Source organism: Massilia sp. CMS3.1, from assembly GCF_051262535.1.
Taxonomy (GTDB): Bacteria; Pseudomonadota; Gammaproteobacteria; order Burkholderiales; family Burkholderiaceae_D; genus Telluria.
Window position 1 is genome coordinate 110,495 of the sequence record NZ_JBIMES010000002.1, and the last position, 11,729, is coordinate 122,223.

The 11,729-nt window shown below is 62.7% G+C and carries 8 protein-coding genes and 1 tRNA gene; 3 read left to right on the plus strand and 6 right to left on the minus strand.

Annotated features, from left to right (window positions below; translation table 11 throughout):
• The first annotated feature begins 37 nt into the window (after positions 1-37).
• The 3 genes from ACHAC9_RS04135 to ACHAC9_RS04145 are packed head-to-tail and all read left to right on the plus strand — an operon-like array spanning position 38 to position 5,045.
• Positions 38-3,022, plus strand: coding sequence for an FAD-binding and (Fe-S)-binding domain-containing protein (locus ACHAC9_RS04135; protein ID WP_435758082.1), 2,985 nt, complete (start codon positions 38-40; stop codon positions 3,020-3,022).
• Positions 3,023-3,033: 11 nt separating this feature from the next.
• A complete protein-coding gene (locus ACHAC9_RS04140; protein ID WP_435757431.1) occupies positions 3,034-3,828 on the plus strand; it encodes an enoyl-CoA hydratase/isomerase family protein in 795 nt (264 codons plus the stop codon).
• Positions 3,828-5,045, plus strand: coding sequence for a CaiB/BaiF CoA transferase family protein (locus ACHAC9_RS04145; protein WP_435757433.1), 1,218 nt, complete (start codon positions 3,828-3,830; stop codon positions 5,043-5,045). Before ACHAC9_RS04140 ends, ACHAC9_RS04145 begins: the two co-directional genes overlap by 1 nt.
• Before the next feature lie 290 nt (positions 5,046-5,335).
• Here the strand turns inward: ACHAC9_RS04145 and ACHAC9_RS04150 are convergent, their stop codons facing one another.
• The 6 genes from ACHAC9_RS04150 to rpsU all read right to left on the minus strand — a co-directional run bounded on the left by ACHAC9_RS04150 (position 5,336) and on the right by rpsU (position 11,661).
• Entirely contained in the window at positions 5,336-5,968 is a 633-nt protein-coding gene (locus tag ACHAC9_RS04150; RefSeq protein WP_435757435.1) for a phasin family protein, read from the minus strand.
• Positions 5,969-6,290: 322 nt separating this feature from the next.
• Positions 6,291-6,369: transfer RNA gene (locus ACHAC9_RS04155), tRNA-Ile, on the minus strand.
• Between the two features lie 113 nt (positions 6,370-6,482).
• Positions 6,483-8,735, minus strand: coding sequence for an RNA polymerase sigma factor RpoD (rpoD, locus tag ACHAC9_RS04160; protein WP_435757437.1), 2,253 nt, complete (start codon positions 8,733-8,735; stop codon positions 6,483-6,485).
• Between the two features lie 229 nt (positions 8,736-8,964).
• A complete protein-coding gene (gene dnaG / locus ACHAC9_RS04165; RefSeq protein WP_435757438.1) occupies positions 8,965-10,761 on the minus strand; it encodes a DNA primase in 1,797 nt (598 codons plus the stop codon).
• A 104-nt stretch (positions 10,762-10,865) separates the two neighbouring features.
• Entirely contained in the window at positions 10,866-11,315 is a 450-nt protein-coding gene (locus ACHAC9_RS04170; protein ID WP_435757440.1) for a GatB/YqeY domain-containing protein, read from the minus strand.
• A gap of 133 nt (positions 11,316-11,448) precedes the next feature.
• Positions 11,449-11,661, minus strand: coding sequence for a 30S ribosomal protein S21 (rpsU, locus tag ACHAC9_RS04175; protein WP_005665410.1), 213 nt, complete (start codon positions 11,659-11,661; stop codon positions 11,449-11,451).
• Positions 11,662-11,729: the final 68 nt, after the last annotated feature.

Consider the following 11,729-nt stretch of genomic DNA (forward strand, 5'->3'; position numbering starts at 1 on the left):
GGCACCGATCAAGTTAAGCGAACACCTCGCTTCCCGAATGAATGGGCAATCACTGGCAAAGCGGCTGGGTGCCGAAACGGGAGGCGAAGTCTTGTTCGATGCCGCATCGCGCGGGCGTTATTCGACCGATGCCTCGATCTACCAGGTGGAGCCGATCGGGGTATTCGTGCCGCGCACCGAGCGCGATGTATCGCTTGCCATCGCCATCGCGCGCGAGATGGGCGTGCCGATCCTCTCGCGCGGCGCCGGCACCAGCCAGTGCGGCCAGACGGTGGGCGAAGCGCTGGTCATCGACAACAGCAAATACCTGAACCAGGTGCTCGATTTCGACCCGGCCGCCATGACGGTGACGGTGCAGCCGGGGATCGTGCTCGACCACCTGAACGCCTGGCTCAAGCCGCACGGCCTGTGGTTCCCGGTCGACGTCAGCACCGCCGCCCAGTGCACCATTGGCGGCATGGCCGGCAACAACTCCTGCGGCTCGCGCTCCCTCGCCTACGGCAACATGGTGCACAACGTGGTGGCGATCGACGCCACGCTGTCGGACGGCACCGAGGCCAGATTCCAGGACGAACGCGCCATGGGGGATGCGCCGCCGCGTGTGCGCGAGCTGATGGAGGGCCTGCGGGCGATTGCCGCGCGCGAGGATGACGAGATCGCGCGCATGGTGCCGAAGGTGATGCGGCGGGTCGGCGGCTACAACATCGACATCTGGCACCCCCAGAGCGAGCGGCCCTACACCCAGGATGGCAGTGTCAACCTGGCCCACCTGCTGGTGGGCAGCGAGGGCACGCTGGCGACCACCCGCCGCATCACGCTCAAGCTGCTGCCCCTGCCCAAGCATAAAACGCTCGGCGTCATCAACTTCCCCACCTTCCACCAGGCGATGGAAATGACGCGCCACATCGTCAAGCTGGGGCCGGTGGCGGTGGAGCTGGTGGACCGCACCATGATCGAGCTGGCGCGCGACAACCCGGCCTTCCGCCCGGTGATCGAACACGCCCTGATCGGCGCGCCCGATGCGATCCTGCTGGTGGAATTTGCCGGCGAATCGTTGGACGAGCAACGCGCGGGCCTGGCCCGGCTGGTCGCCTTGATGGCCACGCTGGGACTGCCGGGCAGCGTGGTCGAGATGGTCGACGCCGGCGCCCAGAAGGCACTCTGGGAAGTGCGCAAGGCCGGCCTGAACATCATGATGAGCATGCGCGGCGACGGCAAACCAGTCTCTTTCATTGAAGACTGCGCCGTGCCGCTCGAGCACCTGGCCGAGTACACCAGCAGCCTGACCGACGTGTTCGCACGCTACGGCACGCGCGGCACCTGGTACGCCCACGCCTCGGTCGGCACGCTCCACGTGCGGCCGATCCTCGACCTGCGCCGCGGCGGCGCCGAAAAGATGCGCGCCATCGCCGACGAAGCGGGCGCACTGGTGCGCAAGTACAAGGGCGCCTTCTCGGGCGAGCACGGCGACGGCCTGGTGCGCAGCGAATGGGTGGCATGGCAGTTCGGCCCGCGCCTGCTGCGCGCCTTCGAAGAGATCAAGGACCTGTTCGATCCCGCCGGGCTGATGAACCCAGGGAAAATCGTGCGTGCCACGCGCATGGACGACCAATCCCTGTTCCGCTACAAGCCGGGCTACCAGCCGGTGGCATTGACGCCGGCGCTGGACTGGTCGGCCTGGAATGTGCAGGTCGATCCGGTGACGGAACTCAGCACGGCGCCAGGGGCTGGCGGCGACCCGGCCGGCGGGCTCGCCAAGGCCGTCGACATGTGCAATAACAACGGCCACTGCCGCAAATTCGACGCCGGCACCATGTGCCCGAGCTACCGCGTGACGAAAGACGAGCAGCACCTGACGCGCGGGCGCGCCAACACCCTGCGCCTTGCCCTGTCCGGCCAGCTGGGCGAAGACGGTTTTACCTCCCAGGCCATGCGCGATACGCTGGAGCTGTGCGTCAGCTGCAAGGGCTGCAAGCGCGACTGCCCCACCGGTGTCGACATGGCGCGCATGAAGACCGAATTCCTGTACCACTGGCAGAAAAAACACGGCCTGCCCTTCAAGGACAAACTCATCGCCAACCTGCCGCGCTGGGCGCCATGGGCGGCGCGCCTGCCGTGGATTGCCAACCTGCGCGATACGCTGCCGGGGGCGGCCAGATTGTCCGAGAAGCTGTTCGGATTTTCCGCAAAACGCTCGTTGCCGACCTGGCGCAGGGACACCTTCATGGCCGGCCTGGCCGCGCCCATCCTCTCACCGGAGCAGGCCGACGTGGTGCTGTTCGCCGATACCTTCAACAATTACTTCGAGAGCGAGAACGCCGCGGCCGCGCTGCTGGTACTGCAGGCGGCCGGCTACAAGGTGCACGTGGCGCGGCCGGCCGCGCTTGACGCCGAGCCTGGGCGCCCCCTTTGTTGCGGGCGCACGTATCTCGCCAGCGGCCTGGTCGACCAGGCCAAGGCGGAGGCGCGCCGCGTGGTGGAAGCGATGCGCCCGTTCGTGGCGCGCGGCGTACCGGTGGTCGGGCTGGAACCGTCCTGCCTCTTGAGCCTGCGCGACGAATTCCTGGTGATGGGCCTGGGCCCGGACGCCGAGGCCCTGGGCGCGCAGGCCTTATTGTTCGAAGAATTTTTGGCGCGCGAGCACGCGGCCGGCAAGCTCGAACTGGCCTTGACCGCCCTGCCGGAATCGCGCGCGCTGCTGCACGGCCACTGTCACCAGAAAGCTTTTGATGCGGTACGCCCGGTGCAGACCGTGCTTGGCCTGATCCCCGGCTTGAAGGTGGAGCTGATCGAATCGAGCTGCTGCGGCATGGCGGGCAGCTTCGGCTACGAAGCGAAACACTACGACGTGTCGATGCAGATGGCCGAGCTGTCGCTGCTGCCTGCGGTACGCGCCGCCGGCGCCGACACGGTGCTGGTGGCGGACGGCACCAGTTGCCGTCACCAGATCGCCGACGGCGCGCAGCGTGAAGCCGTCCACGTGGCGCGCGTGCTGGCGCGCGCGCTGTCGTCACACACCTGAGAGGACCCATCATGAGCGAGCAGAATGGCACAGTACACCTGACGATCGAGGACGGCGTGGCAGCCATCCTGATCGACCGGCCGCAGGCGCGCAACGCGATGACCTGGGCGATGTATGAAGAACTCGGCGCGATCTGCACCCGCATCGCGGCCGACCCATCGATCCGGGTGGCGACGATTCGCGGCGCCGGCGGCGAAGCGTTTGTCGCCGGCACCGACATCGAACAGTTCAGCACATTTCGAAGCGGAGACCCGGGCGGAGACGACGGCGTGGCCTACGAAAAAGCCATCGACGAGCGCGTGGGCCAGATCGAGCGTTTGCCGATGCCGACCATCGCGATCGTCGAAGGCTGGGCGATCGGCGGGGGTCTTGCGATCAGCGCTGCCTGCGACTTCCGGATCGCCACGCCAAGCGCCTCGTTCGGCGTGCCGATCGCCCGCACGCTCGGCAACTGCCTGTCGATGACGAACACGGCCCGCCTCGTCGCCGCGGTCGGCGTGCCGACGGCAAAACGCCTGCTGCTGCTGGCCGAGACGATCAGCGCGGCCGAGGGGCTGGCCTGCGGTTTCGTCACGAAGGTGGCAGAGCCCGACGCGCTGGATGGGGAAATCGCCAGCATGTGCAAACGGCTCGCCGGTCATGCCTTGGTGACGATGCGGGTGTCGAAGGAAGCGATCCGGCGTATCACCAATGCAGGCCTGCCGGACGGCGAAGACCTGATCCGCGCCGCCTACGGCAGCGCCGACTTCCACGTCGGCGTCAACGCCTTCCTCGACAAACAGCGCCCCCAGTGGACGGGAACGTGATGGACAAGCCAAAACACACCGGCCCGCTGGCCGGCATGCGCGTGCTCGAACTGGCGCAGATCATGGCGGGACCGACCTGCGGCATGATGCTGGCCGATATGGGTGCCGACGTCATCAAGGTCGAGAAGCTGCCGGGCGGCGACGATGCGCGCGCCTACCGCGAGCCGCGCGTGAATGGCGTATCGGCGCCCTTCATGATCCTGAACCGGAACAAGCGCGGCATTGCGCTGAACCTGAAGCATGCACAGGGCCGCGACATCCTGCTGCGCATGGTGAAGGACGCCGACGTCCTGACCGAAAACTACCGCCGCGGCACCCTCGAAAAACTGGGCCTTGGCTACGACGTACTGAGCCAGGTGAACCCGGGCCTGATCTACTGCGCCGTTTCCGGTTACGGGCGCGATGGTCCCGACGCCGACAAGCCCGGCTTCGACCTGATCGCACAAGGATTTTCCGGACTGATGTCGATCACCGGCGAGCCGGGCGGACCTCCGGTCAAAACCGGCAACTCGATTGCCGACACCAACGCCGGCATCCTCGCGATGGCCGGCATCACGGCCGCCTATGTCCACAAGCTCAAGACCGGCGAAGGCCAGGTGGTCGACACGTCCCTGATCGAGGCGGCCCTGCAGCAGACCTACTGGCAGGCGGCCATCTATTTTGCGACGGGAGAGTCGCCCGGTCCGACCGGCTCCGCCCATTTGCTCACTGCCCCCTACCAGGCCTTCCAGGCCAGCGACGGCTGGATCAACATCGGCGGCGCCAACCAGGGCAACTGGGAGCGGATCGCGGTGGCGCTGGGGCAGCCGGCATGGCGCGAGGATCCACGCTTCACGACCAATTCGCTGCGCCTGGAACACCGCGAGGTGCTGGTAGCGATGATGAGCGAGATCGTGGCACAGCGCAGCAAGGCGGAGTGGATCACAATTCTCGACGCAGCGGGCGTACCGGTGGGGCCGGTGCACACGATCGGCGAGGCGCTGACGCATCCGCAAACGCTGGCGCGGGGTATGGTGGTGGACCTGGTGCATCAGCAGGCTGGGGCTACCAAGGCGCTTGGGTGTCCGATTCATTTTTCGAAGACGGCGACGCGGATTGACCGGCCGGCGCCGATGCTGGGGGAGCATACGCGGGAGTTGTTGCGGGAGTATGGGTACAGCGATGGAGAGATTGATGGGTTTGTGGGGGCGGGGGTGATTGAGGAGGCGGGAGGCTGAGGCGCGAGAGAGTTCACGCTTATCAAAAATTTTCTTTCTCGATCCGTGAACTCACAGCCTGTCTACTACCGCTGTTCGAGATTGGTGCACTCGTGGCTGCGGAAGAATGCGTAAGCGGCCGCTAGCCCCAGTGCCGGCGGCGGAGCGCTGCCAACTGATTGGATCAGCGCCCTCACAATCAAATCAGAGCAAGAGCCGCTGTACCGAGCCTGGAACCAGCGAGAGCGGCCGCTTACGTTCTGCCCCTCTCGCTCCATGACGAACCGGCGTCTGACTTGCGGACTACATTATCAGGACGACCTGACGGGTTTCGCCTGCTGCGAAACTTGCGAAGCGTGCGTGCCCTGTGGATCGTCTTTCAATGAGCTCTGCTCGCGCTCTGCGTTCATTTGCATGTTGCCGCCTGAGTCTCCGTGAGAAGCTTGCATGCTCCCTTGATGCGCGCGTCCATTGCCGCGCTGCGCATTGTTATGGTCGAACGGATCGCGGAAGCTCTTCAGCGATTCTTCGTGCTGACGGACAGTTCGATCGGTTTCTTCTGTAGCCGAGTTTGCCACCTGTTCGGCCAGTGCGCGCGCGGTACGAGACGTTTGCTGGACATGTTGTTCGGTGACCTTGGAAAATTCAACCTGCGAATCCGCAGCGACCCGCGAGAGGTGTTGCTGGTAAGCGCGCAGCTTTTCAGACGCAGGTTGCGCACGTGCGGCGGTCATCGAAATCAGATCGGCCGGGCGATTTGCCGTCAGCAATTGTTGGCCAACGATAGTGCCTTCTTCCAGCAACGTCTGACCTAGCTGGATGTTGAGTTGGCACATCTCCTGAAACGAGCGCGACAACGATTTCGACATGTCGTTCAGGAACGCAGTTTGCGCACTCAGGTGTGCACGGACAGCAGGCTTATCGGAATGGGAGAACAAGAACATGGCATACCTCATAAAGTGAAGTTCACGAATAGGTTGGCACGTCAGGTAGTACGGGCGGTGTCTGGCGAGCCTCGTGGGAAAGGCAACCTAACGGCTCAGTTGCCGATCTTCGCGCACCAAATCGGGCACGAACTACAGACGGTATGCCTTCTTCATGACGGGCGCGTGAATGTGAAACTTGTCATCGCATAAGTGATCGGCAAGGAGATCCGCACCAGGGTTCGCATGTAGAATTTTCTCGTGCAACGTCACGCTGCCATTTGCAGGCCGAACAAAAAAGGGGCGACGGAACACCGTAACCCCTTGATTGCAATGAAAATATTGGTAGGCCTCCCGTGAGTCGAACACGGCACCAACGGATTATGAGTCCGCTGCTCTAACCAGGCATGAGCTAGAGGCCCAAACTCGTTACAGATGGGAAGAAGAATCTCGCCACCGCGCTGCGGTGTCCCGAACGAAGTGGCGAGAGGATATTGCTTTTACTGTAGCGCCGTCAAGCTTTAAGCTGAAAAGATCAGTTGCTGCCTTCCAGGAAGCTCTTCAGCTTGTCCGAGCGCGACGGGTGACGCAGCTTGCGCAGGGCCTTCGCTTCGATCTGGCGGATGCGCTCGCGGGTGACGTCGAATTGCTTGCCGACCTCTTCCAGCGTGTGGTCCGTGGACATCTCGATGCCGAAGCGCATGCGCAGCACCTTCGCTTCGCGTGGGGTCAGCGAGTCCAGCACATCCTTGACCACGCCGCGCATCGAGGCGTGCAGCGCCGCATCCGACGGGGCCAGCGTGTTGTTGTCCTCGATGAAGTCGCCCAGATGCGAATCGTCGTCGTCGCCGATCGGCGTTTCCATCGAGATCGGCTCTTTCGCGATCTTCATGATCTTCCGGATTTTGTCTTCCGGCATTTCCATCTTGATCGCGAGGGTGGCCGGATCCGGCTCGGCACCCGTCTCTTGCAGGATCTGGCGCGAGATGCGGTTCATCTTGTTGATGGTCTCGATCATGTGCACCGGAATACGGATGGTGCGCGCCTGGTCGGCGATCGAGCGGGTGATGGCCTGGCGGATCCACCACGTCGCATAGGTCGAGAATTTGTAGCCGCGGCGGTATTCGAACTTGTCCACGGCCTTCATCAAGCCGATGTTGCCCTCCTGGATCAGGTCGAGGAATTGCAGGCCGCGGTTCGTGTACTTTTTGGCGATCGAGATCACGAGACGCAGGTTGGCCTCGGTCATCTCGCGCTTGGCTTTGCGGGCCTTCATTTCACCGGCCGCCATCTGGCGGTTGATGTTGCGCAGGTCCGGCAGCGGCAGCACGACGCGCGCTTGCAGGTCGATCAGGCGTTGCTGCAGTTCCTTGATCGTCGGGATGTTGCGGCCGAGGATGGCGCTGTAGGCGTGGCCGGCGTTGACTTCACCGTCGACCCATTCCAGGTTCGTTTCGTTGCCCGGGAAGACCTTGATGAAGTGGGCGCGCGGCATGCCGCAGCGGTTCACGGCGACGTCGAGGATCTGCTTTTCGATGTGGCGCACTTCGTCGACCTGGCCGCGCAGGGTGTCGCACAGCTTTTCGACGACTTTGGCCGTGAAACGGATGCCGAGCAGCTCGTCGGAAATGGATTCCTGCGCCTTGACGTAGGCTTTCGAGTTGTAACCATCCTTCTCGTAGGCCTTGCGCATCTTGTCGAATTGCTGCTCGATGGTGCTGAACTTTGCCAGTGCGGACTGCTTCAGCGCTTCGAGCTGCTCAGCGGAAAAGCCGGCCGCGCCTGGGGTGGCGGCGGCTTCTTCTTCCTCGCCGACTTCTTCATCCTCGGCTTCGTCGTCTTCGTCGTCTTCGTCGCCGGCAGGGACCACGGCCACTGGCGGCGTTTCTTCCACGCCTTCGGCGTCCACCAGGCCGTCGACGATTTCGTCGATCTTGATTTCGTCGGCGTTGATGCGCTGGGCGGCGGAGATGATTTCGGCGATCGTGACCGGGCAGGCAGAGATGGCCTGGATCATGTCGCGCAGGCCGTCTTCGATGCGTTTGGCGATTTCGATTTCGCCTTCGCGCGTCAGCAGCTCGACCGAACCCATTTCGCGCATGTACATGCGGACCGGGTCGGTGGTGCGGCCGAAGTCGGAGTCGACGGTCGAGAGCGCCGCTTCGGCGGCGGCCTCGGCTTCGTCGTCGCTGGTGACGGTGGCAACGTTATCGGACAGCAGCAAGGATTCGGCATCGGGCGCGTGTTCGTACACGGCAATGCCCATGTCGTTGAAGGTGCCGATGATGCCTTCGATGGCTTCCGGATCGACGATGTTGTCGGGCAGGTGGTCGTTGATTTCCGCGTAGGTCAGGAAACCGCGTTCCTTGCCGTTCTTGATCAGCGCCTTGAGTTTCTGGCGCCGGATCTCGATCTCTTCTTCGCTCGCTTCCGTGTCGGATGCGAACGCGTCTTTCAGCAAGGCTTTTTCCTTCGCCTTGCGGTCCTTGGCCTTGGCCTTGTCGACGGCTTTCAGTTCGGCGCGTTCGACGGCGTTGAGCGCGGCGACTTCTTCATTTTCGGGCGTGAATTCTTTTGGCTTGCGACCGCGGCGCCCCGGAACTTTCACGGATGGCAGCACGTAGCCCGACGTGTCGATGGCGGCCAAGGTGGCGGCATCGGTCGTCTGACTGACGACAGGGGCAGAGCCCGCTGTGCGAACATCGGCCTTGTCTTGTGCATTGTCTGCCGAAGCAGACGCTCTGGTGGGTTTGGCAGCCACTTTGGGTTCGGGTTTCTTGGTTGGCACAGGCGCTTTCGATGTCACAACGACTAACTTTACGATGGTTAAAGATAAAGTTTTGTTACCTTACATCACGCTTCAAACAGCGTACAACACTGCTGCGCTAACTGAAACTCCACGCCCCTTTTGACACGAAAGTCGTTTCAATGGTTGCAATAGTTAGCGTTTTATTATAGCACGCACCCCTCTTTTTCCAAGTTGCACAAAGACCACTTATTGGCTTTTTGACACAGGCTCATCGGATGGTGAACGCGGCAGCGTCTTCGGCCTCCAGGAGCTGCTGCTGTGCTGTGATTTCGCGATAGCGCGCGCTCACCTGATCTGGGGTCAGGCCCTTGGAAAACAACTGGTTCAACTCCTGTTTCAGCGCATCTTTCTTGATTTGCCGCACAGCGCTGAGCAGCCAGACGCGGTCGGCATCGGGGTCGGATTCCGGCTCGGAGGCGATCTCGGCGATGATGCGGTCGTAGTCGCTGCCGCCCTCTTTGAGCTGCTCGGACAGCGCCGCAAAGTTGCCATATTCGCCGAGCGCCTGGGCAACACCGATCAGGTAGCGCAAGGCGTCCGCGGACTCTTGCCCGAAAAAATCGAAGGCTTGCAGGGCCGCCTCGTCGAAGTTCAGCGACAGCGCCGGATGCGCCACCAGGATGCGCACGATCTGCAGCTCGAGGCCGACCGGTTCCGGGCGCCCCTGGCGCGGCGGCGCCTTGCGCGCGACCGATACCGGCTTCGACAACTCGAACAGGCTTTCGATCTCGCCCGGGCTTGACTCCGTGATGCTGGCCAGGCCGCGCACGATCTGCAGGCGCAGCGAGGATGGCGTCATCGCTTGCAGCAGCGGCTTGGCGTCGTACTGGGTGGCGGCGCGCCCTTCCGGCGTGGATAAATCGTGTTCGCCCGTCACTTCGCGCAGCAGGAATTGCGACAGCGGCATCGCGTCGTTGATTTCCTGGGCGAAGGCGTCGCCGCCGAATTCGCGCACGAAGCTGTCGGGGTCGTGGTCTTGCGGCAGGAACAGGAACTGGATGGTCTTGTTGTCGGACACTTGCGGCAAACACGCTTCCAACGCGCGCCGCGCGGCGCGGCGGCCGGCCTTGTCGCCGTCGAAACTGAAGATGACGTTATCGGTCTGGCGCAGCAGCTTTTGCACGTGGGTACTGGTGCAGGCGGTGCCGAGCGTGGCCACGGCTTGCGGGAAGCCGAGCTGGGCCAGCGCGACGACGTCCATATAGCCTTCCGTCACCAGCACGTAGCCGGCGTCGCGGATCGCCTGGCGCGCCTCGAACAGGCCGTACAGTTCCAGGCCCTTCTGGAACAGCGGGGTTTCCGGGGAGTTCAGGTATTTCGGTTCACCACTGTCGAGCACGCGTCCACCGAAGCCGATGACTTGCCCTTTGGTATTCCGGATCGGGAACATGATGCGTTCGCGGAAACGGTCGTAGCGCTTCTTGTTGCTGCCGTCCTCGTCGACCTTGTCGATGACGAGACCGGATTCGACCAGCGCCAGCGCGTCGTAATCGGGGAACACCGTGCGCAGGTTGTCCCAGCCGGATGGGGCGTAGCCCATGCCGAAGCGGGCGGCGACTTCACCGGTCAGGCCGCGGTTTTTGAGGTAGCTGATGGCGTTCGGGGCAGTCTTGAGCTGGGCGCGGTAGTAGTCGCAGGCCTGGCTGAGCGCCTCCGTCATCGATTGCGATTGGGCCTGCTGGGCGGCGCGCTGCAGCGGCGGGATCTTGTCGTCGGCTTCGGGCACGACCATGCCCACGTTCTGGGCCAGGTCCTTGACGGCATCGACGAAGCCCATGCCCGAGTATTCGATCAGGAAACCGATCGAGGTGCCATGGGCGCCGCAACCGAAGCAGTGATAAAACTGTTTGGTGGGACTGACGGTGAAGCTGGGAGATTTTTCGCTGTGGAAAGGACACAGCCCCATGTAATTGGCGCCGCCCTTTTTCAGCTGGACGTAGCGCCCAACCACATCGACGATGTCGACGCGGTTGAGCAAATCGGTAATGAAGGATTGCGGAATCACGTGGGAGGTTTACACCGTGTTTGTCTAAGGTCAGGCTATACCGCGGCGCTCGCGGTAAATTGATTTACAACAAGTCCGGGCGAGTCCAACCCGCTTGTGTTGCGTCAGGCGCCGGACAGCGCTTTCTTGACCAGGGTCGAGACGACGGTCATGTCGGCACGGCCGGCCAGCTTCGGCTTCACAATCGCCATCACCTTGCCCATGTCCTGCGGACCAGCGGCGCCGGAGGCCGTCACGGCTGCGGCGACCTCCAGAGCGATTTCCTCGTCCGACAGACCAGCCGGCATGTAGGTGACCAGCACGGCCAGCTCGGCCTTTTCGATGTCGGCCAGATCCTGGCGGTTGCCGGCTTCGAACTGGCTGATCGAGTCCTTGCGCTGCTTGATCATCTTTTCGATGATGGCGACGGTCTGGTCATCGTTCAATTCGATCTGCTCGTCGACTTCCTTGCGTTTGATGTCGGCGATGATCAGGCGGATCGTGTTCAGCTTGCCGGCTTCCTTGGCGCGCATCGCCGCCTTCATGTCATTGGTGATTTGTTCTTTCAGGCTCATGGCTTCTCCGATTCGATGGATACAAACAACAAAACCCGCCGGGGTAACAACCAGGGCGGGTTCACAGGACTTCCTAGCGGCTGCCGGGACGAGCCTTTTGCTCTGTCACCGGTTCAAGCCCGGCTGGACAGTCTTAGTACAGTTTCTTCGGCAGTTGCTGGCTGCGGATGCGCTTGTAGTGGCGCTTCACGGCAGCGGCAAGCTTGCGCTTACGCTCTGCAGTTGGCTTTTCGTAGAACTCGCGTGCGCGCAGTTCGGTCAGCAGACCAGTTTTTTCGATGGTGCGCTTGAAGCGACGCATTGCGACTTCGAACGGCTCGTTTTCTTTAAGGCGGATAGTGGTCATGTAAAATGAAACCGTTGGATTTAGGAAGAACGAAATTCTAGCAGCTTTTGACAAGCAGTGGAAGAGTT

Bases quoted from the DNA above. Each gene is read 5' to 3' on its own strand.
- rpsU (WP_005665410.1), bottom strand. From the start codon at position 11,661: ATGACCACTATCCGCCTTAAAGAAAACGAGCCGTTCGAAGTCGCAATG.
- ACHAC9_RS04170 (WP_435757440.1), bottom strand. From the start codon at position 11,315: ATGAGCCTGAAAGAACAAATCACCAATGACATGAAGGCGGCGATGCGC.
- ACHAC9_RS04135 (WP_435758082.1), top strand. From the start codon at position 38: ATGAATGGGCAATCACTGGCAAAGCGGCTGGGTGCCGAAACGGGAGGC.
- ACHAC9_RS04150 (WP_435757435.1), bottom strand. From the start codon at position 5,968: ATGTTCTTGTTCTCCCATTCCGATAAGCCTGCTGTCCGTGCACACCTG.
- ACHAC9_RS04140 (WP_435757431.1), top strand. From the start codon at position 3,034: ATGAGCGAGCAGAATGGCACAGTACACCTGACGATCGAGGACGGCGTG.
- ACHAC9_RS04145 (WP_435757433.1), top strand. From the start codon at position 3,828: ATGGACAAGCCAAAACACACCGGCCCGCTGGCCGGCATGCGCGTGCTC.